17 protein-coding genes are annotated in these 17,268 nt (G+C 65.9%); 12 read left to right on the top strand and 5 right to left on the bottom strand.

Annotation, left to right across the window (positions count from 1 at the left end; genetic code table 11):
• Positions 1 to 1,375: argininosuccinate lyase (argH, locus tag V7778_RS06605; RefSeq protein WP_335552983.1), on the bottom strand; the 1,375-nt coding region annotated here is incomplete at its 3' end.
• Between the two features lie 176 nt (positions 1,376 to 1,551).
• Between argH and V7778_RS06600 the strand changes: the two genes are divergently transcribed.
• The 3 genes from V7778_RS06600 to V7778_RS06590 all read left to right on the top strand — a co-directional run bounded on the left by V7778_RS06600 (position 1,552) and on the right by V7778_RS06590 (position 3,973).
• Positions 1,552 to 2,139, top strand: a complete 588-nt coding sequence (locus V7778_RS06600; RefSeq protein WP_335552981.1) for a hypothetical protein — start codon at positions 1,552 to 1,554, stop codon at positions 2,137 to 2,139.
• An 87-nt stretch (positions 2,140 to 2,226) separates the two neighbouring features.
• On the top strand, positions 2,227 to 2,664 hold the full coding sequence (locus tag V7778_RS06595) for a GNAT family N-acetyltransferase (RefSeq protein WP_335553003.1): 438 nt from the start codon (positions 2,227 to 2,229) through the stop codon (positions 2,662 to 2,664).
• Between the two features lie 67 nt (positions 2,665 to 2,731).
• Positions 2,732 to 3,973 (top strand): cyanophycinase, encoded by a 1,242-nt coding sequence (locus V7778_RS06590; protein WP_442920703.1) that lies wholly within the window; start codon positions 2,732 to 2,734, stop codon positions 3,971 to 3,973.
• Between the two features lie 31 nt (positions 3,974 to 4,004).
• On the opposite strand, the gene V7778_RS06585 is transcribed toward V7778_RS06590, so the two are convergent.
• Positions 4,005 to 5,036 (bottom strand): alpha/beta fold hydrolase, encoded by a 1,032-nt coding sequence (locus tag V7778_RS06585; protein WP_335552976.1) that lies wholly within the window; start codon positions 5,034 to 5,036, stop codon positions 4,005 to 4,007.
• A gap of 168 nt (positions 5,037 to 5,204) precedes the next feature.
• Between V7778_RS06585 and V7778_RS06580 the strand changes: the two genes are divergently transcribed.
• From V7778_RS06580 to V7778_RS06565, 4 genes are all read left to right on the top strand, one after another.
• Positions 5,205 to 5,411 carry a hypothetical protein gene (locus V7778_RS06580; RefSeq protein WP_335552974.1) on the top strand — a complete coding sequence of 69 codons (207 nt, stop codon included), beginning with the start codon at positions 5,205 to 5,207 and terminating at the stop codon, positions 5,409 to 5,411.
• A gap of 115 nt (positions 5,412 to 5,526) precedes the next feature.
• Complete coding sequence (locus tag V7778_RS06575) at positions 5,527 to 6,135, top strand: GyrI-like domain-containing protein (RefSeq protein ID WP_335552972.1); 609 nt, start codon at positions 5,527 to 5,529, stop codon at positions 6,133 to 6,135.
• Positions 6,136 to 6,195: 60 nt separating this feature from the next.
• Positions 6,196 to 7,611: an IgA Peptidase M64 gene (locus V7778_RS06570; protein WP_335552970.1), complete on the top strand. Its 1,416-nt coding sequence runs from the start codon at positions 6,196 to 6,198 to the stop codon at positions 7,609 to 7,611.
• A gap of 139 nt (positions 7,612 to 7,750) precedes the next feature.
• The gene (locus tag V7778_RS06565; RefSeq protein ID WP_335552968.1) at positions 7,751 to 8,239 is read left to right on the top strand and encodes a hypothetical protein; all 489 of its coding nucleotides are present in this window, start codon (positions 7,751 to 7,753) and stop codon (positions 8,237 to 8,239) included.
• Positions 8,240 to 8,400: 161 nt separating this feature from the next.
• Here V7778_RS06565 and parC read toward each other — a convergent pair whose 3' ends face one another.
• Together parC and V7778_RS06555 are read right to left on the bottom strand one after the other, a co-directional pair.
• The gene (gene parC / locus V7778_RS06560) at positions 8,401 to 10,740 is read right to left on the bottom strand and encodes a DNA topoisomerase IV subunit A (RefSeq protein WP_335552966.1); all 2,340 of its coding nucleotides are present in this window, start codon (positions 10,738 to 10,740) and stop codon (positions 8,401 to 8,403) included.
• Positions 10,741 to 10,893: 153 nt separating this feature from the next.
• The gene (locus tag V7778_RS06555) at positions 10,894 to 12,894 is read right to left on the bottom strand and encodes a DNA topoisomerase IV subunit B (RefSeq protein ID WP_335552965.1); all 2,001 of its coding nucleotides are present in this window, start codon (positions 12,892 to 12,894) and stop codon (positions 10,894 to 10,896) included.
• A gap of 152 nt (positions 12,895 to 13,046) precedes the next feature.
• Between V7778_RS06555 and V7778_RS06550 the strand changes: the two genes are divergently transcribed.
• The 3 genes from V7778_RS06550 (at position 13,047) to V7778_RS06540 (ending at position 15,509) form a co-directional block, all read left to right on the top strand.
• The gene (locus tag V7778_RS06550) at positions 13,047 to 13,937 is read left to right on the top strand and encodes a response regulator (RefSeq protein WP_335552963.1); all 891 of its coding nucleotides are present in this window, start codon (positions 13,047 to 13,049) and stop codon (positions 13,935 to 13,937) included.
• Between the two features lie 139 nt (positions 13,938 to 14,076).
• The gene (locus tag V7778_RS06545) at positions 14,077 to 15,066 is read left to right on the top strand and encodes a gamma-glutamyl-gamma-aminobutyrate hydrolase family protein (RefSeq protein WP_335552960.1); all 990 of its coding nucleotides are present in this window, start codon (positions 14,077 to 14,079) and stop codon (positions 15,064 to 15,066) included.
• A gap of 101 nt (positions 15,067 to 15,167) precedes the next feature.
• Positions 15,168 to 15,509: a hypothetical protein gene (locus tag V7778_RS06540; protein ID WP_335552959.1), complete on the top strand. Its 342-nt coding sequence runs from the start codon at positions 15,168 to 15,170 to the stop codon at positions 15,507 to 15,509.
• A 247-nt stretch (positions 15,510 to 15,756) separates the two neighbouring features.
• On the opposite strand, the gene V7778_RS06535 is transcribed toward V7778_RS06540, so the two are convergent.
• Entirely contained in the window at positions 15,757 to 16,434 is a 678-nt protein-coding gene (locus tag V7778_RS06535; protein WP_335552957.1) for an ArsR/SmtB family transcription factor, read from the bottom strand.
• Positions 16,435 to 16,505: 71 nt separating this feature from the next.
• Here V7778_RS06535 and V7778_RS06530 point away from each other — a divergent pair, with 71 nt between their 5' ends.
• Positions 16,506 to 16,853, top strand: coding sequence for an NIPSNAP family protein (locus tag V7778_RS06530; RefSeq protein ID WP_335552955.1), 348 nt, complete (start codon positions 16,506 to 16,508; stop codon positions 16,851 to 16,853).
• Positions 16,834 to 17,178 (top strand): antibiotic biosynthesis monooxygenase family protein, encoded by a 345-nt coding sequence (locus V7778_RS06525; RefSeq protein WP_335552952.1) that lies wholly within the window; start codon positions 16,834 to 16,836, stop codon positions 17,176 to 17,178. Before V7778_RS06530 ends, V7778_RS06525 begins: the two co-directional genes overlap by 20 nt.
• The last annotated feature ends 90 nt before the right edge of the window (positions 17,179 to 17,268 follow it).

Below are 17,268 nucleotides of genomic sequence, written 5' to 3'. Positions count from 1 at the left end.
CGCGCGCAATCGCCGCACGCACCTGGTTCGGCGCGGTCCCGCCCACGTGATCGCGCGCCGCCACCGAGCCTTCCAGGGTCAGCACCGCGAACACGTCCTGCTCGATCAGCGCCGAGAACTCGCGCAGCTTCTCCAGCGGCATGTCGGACAGGTCGCACTTCAAGTCGTCGCAGGCGCGCACAGCATGCGCCACGGCTTCGTGCGCATCGCGGAAGGGCAGGCCTTTCTTGACCAGGTAGTCGGCCAGGTCGGTCGCGGTGGCGTAGCCCTGCAGCGCCGCGGCGCGCATGTTCTCGGGCTTGACCGTGATGCCGCCCGCCATGTCGGCGAAGATGCGAAGGGTGTCGGTCACGGTGTCGATGGTGTCGAACAGCGGTTCCTTGTCTTCCTGGTTGTCCTTGTTGTAGGCCAGCGGCTGGCCTTTCATCAGGGTCAGCAGGCCGTTCAGGTGGCCATACACGCGGCCGGTCTTGCCGCGCGCCAGTTCCGGCACGTCCGGGTTTTTCTTTTGCGGCATGATCGAGGAGCCGGTGCAGAAGCGGTCGGCGATGTCGATGAAGCCGATGCGCGGGCTCATCCACATAACCAGTTCTTCCGAAAAGCGCGAGACATGCATCATGATCAGCGAGGCCGCGGCGGTGAACTCGATCGCGAAGTCGCGGTCTGACACGGCGTCGAGCGAGTTATGGCAGACGTCCTCGAAGCCCAGCGTCCTGGCCACGCGCAGGCGGTCGATCGGGAAGGTGGTGCCGGCCAGGGCGGCGGCGCCCAGCGGCAGGCGGTTCACGCGGCGGCGCGCGTCCTGCAGGCGCTCGGCGTCGCGGCCGAACATCTCGACATAGGCCAGCATGTGGTGGCCGAAGGTGATCGGCTGCGCCACTTGCAGGTGGGTGAAGCCCGGCATGATGGTGTCGGCATGGCGCTCGGCCAGCTCGAGCAGCGCGCGGCGCAGGCTGGCGAGCAGGCCCAGGATGTCGTCGATGGCGGCGCGCACGTACAGGCGGATGTCGGTCGCCACCTGGTCGTTGCGCGAGCGTCCGGTATGCAAACGCTTGCCGGCGTCGCCCACCAGTTCGGTCAGGCGCTTTTCGATGTTCAGGTGTACGTCTTCCAGGTCCAGCAGCCACTCGAAGCTGCCCGCCTCGATCTCGGAACGGATCTGGGCCATGCCGCGTTCGATCTCTGCGCGGTCCTGCGCGCTGATGATGCCTTGAAAGGCCAGCATCTCGGCATGGGCCAGCGAGCCCTCGATGTCGAAGGGGGCGAGGCGCTTGTCGAAGAACACCGAGGCGGTGTAGCGCTTGACGAGATCGGACACCGGTTCGCTGAAGCGGGCCGACCAGGCTTCGGCTTTTTTGGAGAATTGTGCGGTCATGGTGGAATTCCTGTTAGGTATCCAAGGATTATAAACCGGCCGGCCCGAAGCCTCCCGGCGCCCCCCGGACGGTGACAAGCGACCCGAAATGGGTGATGATGACGCCACAAGTTTCATCAAAATAAATAACAGGGGGACATATGCATCGATTGGGCCGGGCAGGGATGGCGGGGGTGTTGGCAGGGGTGTTGGCGGCAGCGCTGGCGCCGGGGGCGGGGATGGCGCAAACGGCGCCGGTTGCGCCCGTCGCACCAGTCGCCCCGGCAGCGGCGGCGCCCGCTGCGACCGCCCCGGCTGCCATGCCGGCCGCGCGCCCGGCCGACGTCGCCTCGATCGATGCCATCGTCAAGTCCCTGTACGAGGTGATTTCCGGCGCCGCCGGCGCGCCGCGCGACTGGGACCGCATGCGTTCCCTGTTCGCGCCCGAAGGCCGCATGATGGCCGTCGGCCAGCGCCCGGACGGCAGCATCGGCATGCGCGCGATGAGGCCCGACGACTACATCGCACGCAATACCAAGAACTTCGCGACCATGGGTTTCTACGAGACCGAACTGGCGCGCACCACCGACAGCTTCGGCCAGGTCGCCCACGTGTTCAGCACCTACGAGGCGCGCCACGCGCCGGGCGATGCGAAGCCTTTCATGCGCGGGATCAACAGCATCCAGCTGGTCAACGACGGCAAGCGCTGGTATGTGCTGAGCCTGGTCTGGCGTGCCGAAGACCCGAAACTTCCCTTGCCGGAACGCTACTTGCAAAGCCGCTGACGGGCCCGGCTGCCGGGACGTCTCAATCGGACTTATGCAAGTAGCAAACGGCGCTAGAATGACTTTTTTGCCTAAGCCATGGGTTCCATGATTACCAACGATTCCAGCTTCCAGGTCAGCACCGACCAGAGCAAGCTCGACATCCCGATGATCTACCGCTTCCTGAGCGAGCAGAGCACCTGGGCGGTCGGGATTTCGCGTCCGGTGGTCGAGCGCTCGATCGAAAACTCGCTGTGCTTCGGCGGCTACCTGGATGGCCGCCAGATCGCCTTCGCACGCGTGATCACCGACTACGCCACGTTCGCCAACCTGGTGGACGTGTTCGTCGTGCCCGAATACCGCGGGCATGGCTACGGCAAGCAGCTGATCGGGGTGGTGCTGCGCCATCCCAGCCTGCAAAAGCTGCGCCGCTTCATGCTCGCCACGACCGATGCGCATAGCCTGTACGAGCGCTTCGGCTTCACGCCGCCGCAACGTCCGGAGACCCTGATGGAGCGATACTTTCCCAACATCTATTTGTCCTGAGCAGACTCAACACGGCGACAGGGAACTGGAATCAGGCTTACGCTGGTGCTAACCAGAGGGAAGCCGTATGGTTCAGTTCGTTGTCCGTGCCTTGCTCGCCCTGGCATTGTTGGCGAGTAACTGGTGCTTTGCCGCAGAACGCCCCGCTGCCGAACGACCGGCTGCTGAAGTGCAACCCAAAGGTTCGCTCGTCATCATCGGCGGGGCGCTGCGTGCGGACAATGCGGCGGTCTGGGAGCGCATCGTCCAGCTGGCGGGCGGCAAGGGCGCGCGCATCGCCGTGTTCGCCTCGGCCTCGGCCAATCCCGAACGGGCCGGCAAATTCCTGGTGGACCGCTTCAGCCATTACGGCGCCAAGGCCTTCTTCGTGCCGGTCGCGGTGCGCCTGAGCGGCACCGACTACGCGGCGGCGGCCGAAGACCCGGCGCTGGCCGGCGCCGTGCGCGCCGCCGGCGGCGCCTACTTCGCGGGTGGCGACCAGGGCCGCATCACACGCGCGCTGCGCCGTCCGGACGGCAGCAACACCCGCATCCTCGACGCCCTGTGGGACATGTACCGGCGCGGGGGCGTGATCGCCGGCTCCAGCGCCGGCGCCGCCATCATGAGCAGCACCATGTTCGGCTATCCCAAGCCGGTACTGGCCACGCTCAAGCTCGGCCTGGCCGACGACACCGAGATCGCACCGGGTCTGGGCTTCATCGGCGAGGACGTCTTCGTCGACCAGCACCTGCTGGTGCGCGGACGCTTCGCGCGCATGCTGCCGGCCATGCTCAAGAAGGGCTACAAGATCGGGCTCGGGATCGACGAGAACACCGCCATGGTGGTGGCCCCCACGCGCGAAGTGGAAGTGGTCGGCTACCGCGGGGCGCTGCTGGTCGACCTGAGCCAGGCCCAGTTCAAGGACGGGCTGTTCAACGTCAGCAATGCGCGCCTGAGCTACCTGGACAACGGCGACCGCTTCAACCTGGTCACGGGCGCCTTCACCCCAAGCAGGGACAAGGCCGACGGCCGCGTCGATCCCGGCCATCCCTATTACCGCGAACCGCTGTTCTCGGCCGACATCCTGGGCAACAGCACCGTGGTCGACCTGATGGCCAAGCTGATCGACAGCGACCAGCCCGAAGCCATCGGCCTGTCGCTCGACAGCCCCAATGGCGTGCAGCCGGACCTGGGCTTCGAGTTCAGGCTCTCGCGCACGGCGGACAGCGTGGGCTACCTGTCCGCGCTCAGCGAAGCCTATTCCGTCTACAACGTGCGGCTCGATATCCGGCCGATCGTGGTGCAGCGGCCGCTGTACCAGTACAAATAACCCCGCCCACTGTACGGCAGCGTCACGGTCGTCACATGCACCTTGGCCGCACCCGCTCCGCCAGCACGCGCGCCTGCGCGTCGATCAGCGGCCCGTTCGGATCGTGTCCGGCGCGCGGCACCTCGACATAGGCCTTGTCCGGCGCCGAGATCGCCGCGAAGTAGCGGCGCGTGACCTTCGGTTCCGTCAGCAGATCCTCCGCCCCCTGCACCAGGTAGACCGGCAGTTCGAAGCGCGTGCCGAGCCGGTACAGGTCGACCTTCGACATCATGCCGTCGCCCTTCCAGCCGACGAACTTCAGGAAGGAATAATCCTCGCCCGCGTCGTAGTCGGCCTGGGCCTGCGGCGTGGCATAGGCGGGCAGCACCTTCCACCATGCCGCCACCGTCGGTTCCGTTGCCTGCAGCTCGTACTTGCGGATGGCGCGGCGCAGGATGCCGAAGTTGCGCGGATTGGTCCAGGGCGGCGGCCCGAGCGCTTCCAGCTGCGCCACCGTCGCCTTGTCGTCCGCCTTGCGGGCGCGTTCCAGCAGCGTGCCCCAGTTGCTCCTGTTCTCGCGTTCGCCCACCACCTGGGCCACGCCGACCCAGGCGCAGAACTGTCCGGGATCCTGCCTGGCCATGTAGGCGCCGACGATCGAGCCCCAGGAACTGCCCATCAGGATCAGCTTGTCCTTGCCGAAGCGCTGGCGCAGGTGGCGCGCGAGTTCCAGTCCGTCGTCGCGGATCTGCTCCACCGTCAGCGGCGTGTCTTCGGACGGACGGTTGCGGCCGTAGGTCATGCCGGCGCCGCGCTGGTCCCAGTGCACGACCGTATAGTCCTTGCGCCAGGAGGCGTAGGGACCGCCGCCGAACACCGTGTAGGTATTCGCCGGGCCGCCATGGACGACCATCAGCACCGGGTTGGCGCAGTTGTCGCCCTGGATCGTGACCCATTGCTCGATGCCGCCGATCTTCATGAAGCCGCTCTCGTCGACGCTCTGGCCGGATGGGCAGGCCGGGGCGGCGAAGGAGAGGGAGGGAAGCAGGGACAGCAGCGCGAAACGAAGGCGGGGACGGGACACGGACAATCCTCTGCGAATGATGACCCCGCCGATTCTGGTGGCGAAACCGGAGGGCGTCAATCGCGGATGCCTGTTGCCTGATAGTTCTGTCAGGAACGACGTTTTTGGCTGCGCGTATCGGTTAGCTAGTGCACGGTGCAGGCAAGGCATGGCCGTTATGGTGAGGCCATGACGAAGGGTTTTTCACCAAGGAAGCTGTATGCCATGCAGCGCATGTCGGTCGCACTCAAGCGGGCTTCGGCCGCCAGGCCGTTCGGCCCGGACACCGACCGCGCGTTGCGCTGGGCCGCCGCCTGGGGTATGTCGGCCGGTATCCGCACGCCGTACACCCGCCTGCGCCTGCGGCGCGGCACACTGATCGGCGTCAGCGCCTAGCCGGCATCTTCTCGAATTTCCGCCACAGGCCAGCCCCGGCGCGGGTGTGATGTGGCAAGATGGCAGCTCCATGAATTGCCGCGGCCGGCCTGCGCCGGCGCCACCTGGAGTGTCCATGTCCAAACGTGATCTCAAGGCCGAACTGAAGCACATGTACCGGCCCTCGGCCAAGGAAATTGTCGAGATCGAGGTGCCGCCCATGCGTTTCCTGATGATCGACGGCCAGGGCGATCCGAACACCTCGCCGTGGTATGTCGAGGCGGTCGAGGCCCTGTTCTCGGTGTCCTACAAGACCAAATTCAGCGTCAAGCGCGGCCCGCTGGCCATCGATTACGGGGTGATGCCGCTCGAGGGCCTGTGGTGGGCGGACGACTTGTCCGTCTTCAGCGGCGAGGACAGGACGCAGTGGAAGTGGACCATGATGATCATGCAGCCCGATTTCGTCGACGAGGCGCTGATCCACGCGGCGATCGAGGAGGTAAGGCGCGCCAAGGGGCTGCCGGCGATCGAGGCGCTCAGGCTGGAAAGCTTTGGCGAAGGACGGTGCGCCCAGACCCTGCACGTCGGACCGTTCAGCGAGGAGGGGCCGACCATCGGGCGCGTGCACGATTTCATCGCGGCGCGCGGCGCGCTGGCCGGCAAGCACCACGAGATCTACCTGAGCGACATCCGCCGGGGCGATCCGTCCCGGTGGAAGACCATCATCCGCCAGCCGATGTGCTGAGCCCGGCAGGCGCCGGTTCGCAGGCTTACAATGGCGCGATCACATTACCGAGGAAACGCGATGCGCCACCTTCCGTTCCGGCTGTTCGCCGCCATGCTGCTGCTCGTCGCGGCGACCGCCCACGCCGCCCAGCCGGCCACCATCCGGGTCGACTACATCCACAGCGGCAATGCGCAGTCGGATCATTACGCCCTCGAGCGTGTCGTGGTCGAGCCCCTGCCGTGGCCGGGCAAACTGGCGCGCAATCTGGACGACACGAACCGCGGCCAGAACCGGGTCGAGGTGGTCGACGCCAAGACCGGCGCCTTGCTGTACTCGCGCGGCTTCTCCACCATCTTCGGCGAGTGGCGCACGACCGAGGAAGCGGGCAAGATCAGCCGCAGCTTCCAGGAATCGGTGCGTTTCCCCAAGCCGGCGCAGCCGGTGCGCGTGCGCATCCTCAAGCGCGACGAGCGCAACCAGTTCGTGGCGGTGTGGAGCGTGGAAGTCGATACCGACGCCCAGGACGTGGTCAAGCGGCAGCCCGCCGCGCCGGCCCGGCCGATCCCGATCCAGGTCAGCGGCCCGTCGCCCGACAAGGTCGACCTGCTGATCCTGGGCGACGGCTACACCCGGGCCGAGATGAAGAAGTTCGAGTCCGACGCGCGCCGCCTGGCCAAGCATTTGTTCTCGGTCTCGCCTTTCCGCGAGCGGGCGAAGGATTTCAATGTGTGGGCGCTGGCCGTGCCGACCGAGAAGTCCGGCGTCACGCGCCCGTCCACCGGCGTGCACCATCCGTCCGCGCTGGGCACCCGCTACGACATCTTCGGCAGCGAGCGCTACGTGCTCACCCTGGACAACCGCGCACTGCGCGAGATCGCCCAGCACGCGTCCTATGAGTTCATCGAGATCCTGGTGAACAACGAGACCTACGGCGGCGGCGGCATCTTCGGCCAGTTCAGCACCGCGGCGGCCGGCAATGCCTGGGCCAACTACCTGTTCGTGCACGAATTCGGCCACCACTTCGCCGGCCTCGCGGACGAGTACTACACCTCCCCGGTGGCCTACCAGAGCGCCACCGGACGCCCCGAACCCTGGGAGCCGAACGTGACCGCGCTGGGCGATCCGGCGAACCTGAAATGGCGGCGCCACATGAAGCCCGGCACGCCCCTGCCCACGCCCTGGCCCAAGGCGCAGTACGAGGAGGACTCGCGCGCCTACCAGAAGAAGCGTGCGGCGCTGCGTGCGGCCAATCGCCCCGAGTCCGAAATGGATGCGCTGTTCCGCGACGACCTGGCGCGCACCAACGCCTTGTTCGACAAGCAGCCGCACCGCCACGCCGTCGGCGCGTTCGAAGGGGCGAACTACGAGGCCAGCGGCTACTACCGGCCAGCCATGCAGTGCCTCATGTTCGACCGCAGCGAGCGCTTCTGCCCGGTGTGCCGGGACGGCATCAGCGAGATCATCGACCTGTACGCGGGCGCTTCCGGCCGGTAATTTTTGCTTACAACTTGGCCGGGTCTAAGTTGGTTGCCTAACAGACCGGTTGTGGATGAGTGCCTATTCTGGAGGTGTTGTCTAACAAAAATTATTTCGCAAAGAACATTTTGCGGGACCCCACCGGAAAGGAAATACCATGAACAAACTGATCGCTACCCTCATCGCCGGCCTGTTCGCTACCGGTGCTTATGCCCAGACCACCGTGAACGCCACCGCGAGCGCCGACGTCGTGAAGGCGGAAGCCAAGGCCGAGAAGGAAGTCGCCAAGGCGGAAGCCAAGGAAATGAAGAAGGCCGCCAAGGTCGACGAGAAGGTGAACAAGGCCGTGGCCGACGCCACCGAGAAGAAGGCCAAGGCGCATTCGAAGCTGATGGAACAGCATTCGGAAGCCGCCGAGAAAGTGGCCAAGGCCGATCCGGAAGACCGCGCCAAGGCGGTGGCCAAGGCCGAGGAGAAGGTGGCCGATGCCAACCTGAAGGCCGAGAAGAAGATGATCAAGGCGGACGAGAAGCTGCTCAAGGCCCAGGTGGATGCGGCGGCGGACAAGGCGACGGCTGCGGCCAAGACCGAGCAGGTGCGTGCGGAAGCGGCTGCGGATGTGCATAAGGCTGCGGCGAAGCACTAAACATCGCGTGTAATGGAAAACGCCGGTTGATGCCGGCGTTTTTTTTTGCGCTAACGGTACGCGAGAAAACTTGGGCGGAACAATGCCACTGGCATTGTTCCGGCCAAGTTCGCACCGCAGCGAACACAATAAAAAAACGCCGGCTAAGCCGGCGTTCCCATTCAAGCAGCAGCCTTGCCCGCCTCGGTCTCCCGCATCCCCAAATCCAGCGCCTTGAGCCTCGCCGACAGCGGCTTGCCCTTGCGCGCCCGCTTGCCGAAGTGCGGCTCCAGGCCAGATGCGAACAGCTCCACCACGCGCTCCTTCGAGCCGGCCCAGGTGCCCATCACGTTCAGGCCCTTCTGGCTGATCGGCTGCACCGCCAGCAGGGTTTCCTTCGGATCGAGCTCGATCAGGATCACGCCGCGGCCGCCATTGGTCAGCACCTTCATTTCGTCGATGCCGAACACCAGCACGCGGCCCTTCTCGGACAGGCAGGCGATCGCGCCCGCGCTGTCGCTCACCACGCGCGGCGGCAGCGGCACGGCGCCGTCGTCGAGGGTGATGAAGGACTTGCCGCCTTTCAGGCGGCTGACCATGTCGCCCGCCTTGGCGATGAAGCCGAAGCCGTTCGACGTGGCCAGCAGCAGGCGCGTGTCCGGATTGCCGGCGAAGTAGTGCAGGATGCGTACACCACCAGACAAATCGACCAGGGTCGTGATCGGTACGCCGTCGCCGCGCGCCCCCGGCAGGGCGGCTACCGGCACCGAGTACAGCTTGCCGTTGTCGCCGATGCCCAGCAGGTGGTCCACCGTGCGGCACTCGAAGGCCTTGTACAGCGAGTCGCCGGCCTTGAAGGTGAACTGCGCCGGGTCGTGGCCGATGCCGGTGCGCGCGCGCACCCAGCCTTTTTCCGACACGATCACGGTCACCGGTTCGTCGATGACCTTCTGCTCGGCCACGGCCTTCTGCGCTTCCTCGATCAGGGTGCGGCGCTCGTCGCCGAACTGCTTGGCGTCCTGCTCGATTTCCTTGATGATCACGCGCTTCATCGTGGACGGGTTGTCCAGGATGTCCTGCAGCTTTTCCTTCTCCGAGCGCAGCTCGGCCAGCTCCTGCTGGATCTTGATCGCTTCCAGGCGCGCCAGCTGGCGCAGGCGGATCTCGAGGATGTCCTCGGCCTGGCGGTCGCTCAGACGGAATTCCTCGATCAGCGCGGCCTTCGGCTCGTCCGAGTTGCGGATGATCGCGATCACCTTGTCGATGTTCAGCAGGATGGTCTCGCGGCCTTCCAGGATGTGGATGCGGTCGTTGACCTTGCCCAGCCTGAATTCGGTGCGGCGGCGCACGGTGACGAAGCGGTAGTCGATCCACTCCTGCAGGATGGCCGACAGGCCCTTCTGGCGCGGACGGCCGTCGCCGCCGATCATCACCAGGTTCATCGGGCTGGAGTTCTCGAGCGAGGTGTGCGCGAGCAGCATCAGCATGAACTCGGCCTGGTCCTGGTTCTTCGACTTCGGCTCGAACACCAGGCGCACCGGCGCCTCGCGGCCCGATTCGTCACGCACGGTATCGAGCGCGCCCAGGATGGTCTGCTTGAGGGCCAGCTGCTCGGGCAGCAGGGCCTTCTTGCCCAGCTTGACCTTCGGGTTGGTGAGTTCCTCGATCTCTTCCAGCACGCGCTGGGCGGACGCGCCCGGCGGCAGTTCGTACACGACGGCCTGCCACTGGCCGCGCGCCAGCTCCTCGATCTTCCAGCGCGCACGCACCTTCATCGAGCCGCGGCCGGTGGAATACATGTCGGCGATCTGCGAGGCCGGGGTGATGATCTGGCCGCCGCCCGGGAAGTCCGGACCGCGCACAAGGGTCATCAGTTCGGCGTGGGTGATCTTCGGATTGCGGATCATCGCCACCGCCGCCTGGGCCACTTCGCGCAGGTTGTGCGAGGGGATCTCGGTGGCCAGGCCGACCGCGATGCCGGATGCGCCGTTGAGCAGCACCATCGGCAGGCGCGCCGGCAGGGTACGCGGTTCGTTGGTCGAGCCGTCGTAGTTGGGCTGGAAGTCCACGGTGCCCATGTCGATCTCGTCCAGCAGCAGGCGCGAGATCGGGGTCAGGCGGGCTTCGGTGTAACGCATCGCCGCGGCGCCGTCGCCGTCGCGCGAGCCGAAGTTGCCCTGGCCGTCGATCAGCGGATAGCGCAGCGAGAAGTCCTGGGCCATGCGCACCAGCGCGTCGTAGACCGACTGGTCGCCGTGCGGGTGGAGCTTACCGAGCACGTCGCCGACCACGGCCGCCGACTTGCGCGGCTTGGCGGTCGGGCCCAGGCCCAGTTCGTTCATCGCGTACAGGATGCGGCGCTGCACCGGCTTCTGGCCGTCGGACACGTCCGGCAGCGCGCGGCCTTTCACGACCGAGACCGCGTAATCCAGGTAGGCGCGTTCGGCAAAGGTGGACAGGGTGAGCGTCTCGAGGTCCGAAGGCTCGTGTTGTTGTTCGAAGAGGCTTGCTTGTTGCGTCATGGTGTTTGTTCGTTTCTGGCGGGGCTAGTGGGTGCGGTGCGAGAACTTGGGTTCCCGCCTTCGCGGGAATGACGTGTGCTTATCGTGTTAGCTCCAGATACGTCATCCCCGCGCAGGCGGGGACCCAAGTTCGCCTGAATGACCACTACCTGATCAAATATCCGCCTCGGTTTCGTTCCCGTGTTCCTCGATCCACGCCCTGCGCGCGGCCGCTTCACCCTTGCCCATCAGCATATTGAAGCGCGATGCCGATTCCGCCAGGTTGTACTCGCCGAAGGACACCGGCAGCAAACGCCGGGTATCCGGGTTCATGGTCGTTTCCCACAGCTGCTCGGCGTTCATCTCGCCCAGGCCCTTGAAGCGGGAAATGCTCCAGGTCCCTTCGCGCAGGCCTTCCTTCTTGAGCTTGTCCTCGATCGCCAGCAGTTCGCCGTCGTCCAGCGCGTACAGCTTCTGGATCGGCTTCTTGCCGCGCGCCGGCACGTCCACGCGGTACAGCGGCGGACGGGCCACGCAAATATTCCCGTTCCTGAACAGGGCGGGGAAATGCTTGAAGAACAGGGTCAACAGCAGGACCTGGATGTGCGAGCCGTCGACGTCCGCATCCGACAGGATGCAGATCTTGCCGTAGCGCAGGCTGGACAGGTCGGGATTGTCGTCCGCGCCGTGCGGATCGACGCCGATCGCCACCGCGATGTCGTGGATCTCGTTGTTCGCGAACAAGCGGTCGCGGTCGGTTTCCCAGGAGTTCAGCACCTTGCCGCGCAGCGGCAGGATGGCCTGGAATTCCTTGTCGCGGCCCATCTTGGCCGAACCGCCCGCCGAGTCGCCCTCGACCAGGAACAGTTCGTTGCGGGTGATGTCGCTCGACTCGCAATCGGTCAGCTTGCCCGGCAACACGGCCACGCCCGAGGATTTCTTCTTCTCGACCTTCTGCAGCGAACGCAGGCGCGACTGGGCCTGCTTGATGACGAGTTCGGCCAGCTTCTTGCCGTATTCGACGTGCTGGTTCAGCCACAGGTCGAGCGGCGGCCGGGTAAAGGTCGACACCAGCTTGACCGCATCGCGCGAGTTCAGGCGCTCCTTGGTCTGGCCCTGGAACTGCGGGTCGAGCACCTTGGCCGACAGCACGAAGGAAACCCGTGCGAACACGTCTTCCGGCAGCAGCTTGACGCCTTTCGGCAGCAGCGAGTGCATCTCGACGAAGCTCTTGACCGCGCCGAACAGGCCGTCGCGCAGGCCGGATTCGTGGGTGCCGCCGCTGACCGTCGGGATCAGGTTGACGTAGGATTCGCGCACCACGCCGCCTTCCTCGGTCCAGGCCACCACCCAGGCCGCGCCTTCGCCCTCGGCGAAGCCTTCGTCGCCGGCGGCAGCGTACTGGGCGCCTTCGAACAGCGGGATCACGGTCTGGCCGCCGCCCGAGGTCTGGTTCAAGGCTTCGAGCAGGTAGCCGCGCAGGCCTTCGTCGTAGCGCCAGGTCTGGACGTCGCCGGTCTTCTCGATCGTCAGGGTGACGGTCACGCCCGGCAGCAGCACGGCCTTCGAGCGCAGCAGCCGCTGCAGATCGGACATCGGGATGTTCGGGGAGTCGAAGTACTTGCCGTCCGGCCAGGCGGTGACGCGGGTGCCGTTCTTCTTGCCGCCGCGCTCAGCGGGGCTGGAAGTCAGCGGCTCGACCACGTCGCCGGCCTCGAAGGCCAGCTGGTGGACGCCGTTGCCTTGCTCGTCCTTGCGCCAGACGGTAATTTCCAGGCGCTTGGACAGCGCGTTGGTCACCGACACGCCGACGCCGTGCAGGCCGCCCGAGAAGGCATAGGCGCCGCCCGAACCCTTGTCGAACTTGCCGCCGGCATGCAGGCGCGTAAACACGATCTCGACCGTGGACACGCCTTCTTCCGGGTGCAGACCCACGGGAATGCCGCGGCCGTCGTCCTCGACCGTGATCGAGCCGTCGGCGTTGAGCGTCACCCCGATGTTCTTGCAGTGGCCGCCCAATGCCTCGTCCGAGGCGTTGTCGATCACTTCCTGGATGATGTGGAGCGGATTCTCGGTCCGGGTATACATGCCCGGACGTTGTTTCACAGGTTCGAGTCCTTTCAGGACGCGGATGGATGATTCGCTATAGTCGGATGCGGGTTTCTTAGAGGCCATGCTGTTGTTCATTTATCGAATGCTTGCGCATTCTATCTTGTCGGGCAGAAAAAAAATCGAACTTTTCATGCCGTCCGGATTCGTGCTTGTGACTTTGCACACTTGTGCTAGATTAAACAGAATTGGCAGATGCAAATGGAAGGGTCGTTCCGATGCACGTGTCCAGGTATCCATTCACCGTCCGTCTGGTCGGATTCGCGCCGGCTGAAAGCGCGCAGCTGGAGACCCTGCTCGCGCAAACGCCGGAGCTGGGGCCATCCTATTTTTGCCTGCACGACGACAGTTTGCAAGAACCCGATCTGTATATCGCCGACGGCGGCAACCCCGCCGCCCTGGCCCGCCTGTCCTGCCTGCCGCCCGGCGCACTGCAACCCATCCTCCTGATCGGCGGCGACGGCGCCAGCAGCCGGCGCACCTTGCCGCGTCCCATCGACCGCGCCCGCCTGTGCGATACGCTGGCCGAACTGCTCGATGCACGGGTACAGGCACAGGCTGCACTGGCCGCGCGCGGCGAATGCAGCCTGCCGGAGCGCCGCCGTAGACCCAGGCTGGAACCGGACAGCGACGCCCCGGAAACCTACCAGCGCATGCGCCAGGGGCCGCCCGACGGCGCCGTCCTGATCATCGACAAGGGCGGGGCCTTCCGCGACCACGTCGCCTACGTGGTCGGCGCCAAGCTCAGCGCCGTCGCCAGCCAGAACGGCCTGACCGGGGCCGGCCTGTGCGGCTGCGGCCGACCAGTCGAATGGACCGACAGCAGCCGCGCCGCCGTGCGGCTGTGCGACGAAACGCCGGTCTCGCTGGTCATGATCAACACCTGCGCGCCCGGTATCGAGCCCTATAGCCTGAGCAGCGCCATCAAGTCCCAGCAGGGCGCCGGACGTACCGCCGTGCTCTTCCTGGTGGGGCAGTCCTTCAAGTACGACAGCCTGCGCGCCCGTGATGCGGGCGTGCGCGGCCTGCTCGACAAACCGGTGGCGGACCGCCATCTCGTTGCTACCTTCCAGAAGCTCCTGGCACTGCCGGCGCCAAAACCACTGTAATTGCATACAGTATTAACCGAAATGCGAAATCCCGCAAGCTGCGATTTCGCGACGTAGCTTGCCAGGAGCGATGAAATTTTCACAACAATAAATCGTGCGCGGCCGTTGCGACGTTATATTGATGGCTATGGCGGAACACATGCACAAGCAGGACGACGACGAAGGCGGTCCACCGATCCAGAAGGATCCGGACACGCCGGTGCGCATTCCCGACCGGCGCGCCACCGAAGCGCCCGGGCGTGGCGGCCGGGCCCGCTACCAGCGCGACGGCGACACGCCGCTGGCGCTGGCGGGGCGGGTGCTGAGCTCGCGCTTCCGCGCCTTGCGCGAGCGCTTCAACCGCGACTTCATGCAGCGCACCCTGCACATCGGCGTCTCGGCCCGCATCTTCCATCCGGAACCCGGGGCGCGCGGCCTGCTCAGCAAGAACCTGCAATACCTCGAGGAATCGATTGCCCAGTGGGTGATGTCGCGCGACGTGCTCGTGTTCATGATCCCAACGGTCAATACCAACGGCTTGCTACACCCGAGCAATATCACCCTGCGCCATTACGCGCGCCACCTGGACGGGCTGGTGCTGCAGGGCGGCGCCGACGTGGCGCCGCAGACTTATTCCGAGACGCCGACGCGGCCCGAGTGGTCGGGCGACCGCGCGCGCGACGTCTACGAGCTCGAGCTGCTGCACGAATTCGTCGACGCCGGCAAGCCGGTGCTGGGCGTATGCCGCGGCTGCCAGCTGATCAACGTGGCCTTCGGCGGCACCCTTTACCAGGACGTGGCGACCAATGTGCCGGAGGCGCTGGCCCACGTGCACGACCTCTACGACGCCCACCGCCACGACATCGTCTTTCCCCAGGGGTCTTCGCTGTCGCGCATGTTCCCGAACGTGAAGAAGGCGGTGGTGAACTCGATCCACCACCAGGCCGTCAAGGAACTGGGGCGCGACATCCTGGTCGAAGCCTATTCCGAACCGGACGGCATCGTCGAAGCGATCCGCTACCGCCGCGCCGACTTCGTCATGGGTCTGCAATGGCACCCTGAATTCCACCGCGCCGGCGGCATCGAGCTGCTGGACTGCACGCCCGTGCTGGACGAATTCCTGCGCGCCGCCCGTGAAACCCGGCTGTAAATCTTCCTCCACTGCTCGAAAACGCTTGCGTTCAGTCTTTATTTGAATGAGAATCATTCTCATCAAATTGGTCGGCAATGTTTTCCCACAGAGAGGCTTGCATGAATCTTTCCTTTGCAGACGACGCCTTGTCCCCGGCGCGGACGGGGCGCAGCCAGGACGCGCTGCTGGTCGCATCCCTGTTGCACCTGATGTCGCATTACACGGCGCGCGAGGCGGGCGAGCCGCCCTGTGTCAAGCTGGCCTCGGTGATCGAGCGCCATCTGTGCGCGCTGGCGCGCCTGCCGGAAATCGATCCGGTGCTGCGCGCCACCTGCGAGCAGCTGACCGAGAAATGGGCCGCCGTGGTCGACGCCAGGCTGCCGCCGCCGGCCAAGACGCCGCTGCTGGCGCGCTTCATGAAAGGGGCGTGGCCGGGCAAGGCCGCTGTGGTTGCCGGTTAGCAGCTATCAAGGTTTCACCGTTAGCAGAAGGACCGTCGGCCCGGCGGAGGCGCACTGGCGTCTGGGATAATTTCACGTACCTGAACATCGTCCTTCCCGCGTCGGCGGGAACCCAATTTTGCGTGAGTAATCGCGACAGGCCGTAGTAGCCTGCAACGAACTTGTGTTCCGCCTGCGCGGGAAGTCGCAGGCGCCAGTGGCGCGTACGACGAGCTAAGGGCATAAGCTTGATTCTTGGGCCGCGTGCCTAGCCGAGCCAGGCGCGCAGCGCGGCTTCGCCTTCGGGACTGAAGGCCATGACCCGCGTCTGCGGCAGGCGCCGGGCCCAGCCCAGCTGCTCGCAGCGGTCCAGGATGGCGCCGCCGAGCAGGCCGGCCAGGTGGTGGCGCCGTTCGCTCCAGTCGAGGCAGGTGCGGCAGACAGGCCGTTTTCCCTTTGCCAGGGCGGCGGGCTCGATGCCGAGGGCGTTCGCCAGTTCCTGGCCTGTGTCGGTCAGCACGATGCCGTCCGCTCCGATACCGAAGGCGCCGCGCGCGGCCAGGCGCTCGTAGACCAGCACGCCCAGTTCGCCCGCCAAGTGGTCGTAGCAGACGCGCGCCTTGCGCAGGGCCGGTTCGCGCGGGCCGGGCTGGAGCGGCAGCGAGCCGACGCCGAAGGCCACGCCCATCAGCGACTCCAGCATCTGCGCCACCTCGGCATCGGCGATGCGGAAATAGCGGTGGCGGCCCTGGGCCTCGACCGCCAGCAAGCCGGCATCGACCAGCTTGGCCAGGTGGGTGCTGATGGTCTGGCGCGTGACGCCGGCCGCGTCGGCCAGTTCGGTCGCGGTGAGCGCCTTGCCCGACATGAGCAGGTTCAGGACCTGCGCGCGGGCGTGGTCGCCGATCAAGGCGGCGATGGCGGTGATGTTTGGTCCGTCCCTCATGCTTCGATCTTAGCCGAAGCATCGCGTGGGGGCAAAGGACTAGAGTGGTGCTTTCACCACGAGGAGCCGCCATGCGCATCACCTGCTTCATCCGCTACCAGATCGATCCCTTCAAGAAGGAGCAATTCCGCCGCTATGCCGAGAACTGGGGGCGCATCATTCCCCGCTGCGGCGGCGACCTGCTCGGCTACTTCCTGCCGCATGAGGGCACTAACGACGAGGCCTGGGGACTGATCGCCTTCGACAGCCTGGCCGCCTACGAGGCCTACCGCGCACGCTTGAAGACGGACGAGGAAGCGCGCGCCAACTTCGCGCTGGCGCAGGAGCAGCGCTTCATCCTGCGCGAACAGCGCACCTTCACCGAGGGCGTCGAAGGAACTTTGCGACCGGGAGGCTGGCATGATCGCGGTGATTTTTGAAGTCGAACCGGAGCCGGCGCAGCGCCAGGCCTATCTCGACATCGCGGCGCGCCTGCGGGAAGCGCTGGAACGTATCGACGGCTTCGTGTCGATCGAGCGCTTCGAGTCGCTGACGCGCCCCGGACGGATCCTGTCGCTGTCGTTCTGGCGCGACGAGGAGGCGGTCAAGCGCTGGCGGACGCTCGAGGCGCACCGTGCGGCGCAGGCGGCGGGCAGGGGTGGGATGTTCCGGGATTACCGGCTGCGCGTGGCGGCCGTCATGCGTGACTACGGCCTGCACGAAAGGGATGAGGCGCCGCAGGATTCACAGGCAGCGCATCGGTAGGGTTGGCGGCTCCGCCGCAGACGCGGCGATTACTGGCGGCGCCGATGTCGCCGGATGATCTTGCTTCCAACTACCACCGCGTCGGCGGCA

It is taken from the genome of Massilia sp. DD77 (genome assembly GCF_036961685.1).
Lineage (GTDB): Bacteria > Pseudomonadota > Gammaproteobacteria > Burkholderiales > Burkholderiaceae_D > Telluria.
This window is presented reverse-complemented; position numbering and strand designations above follow the sequence as displayed.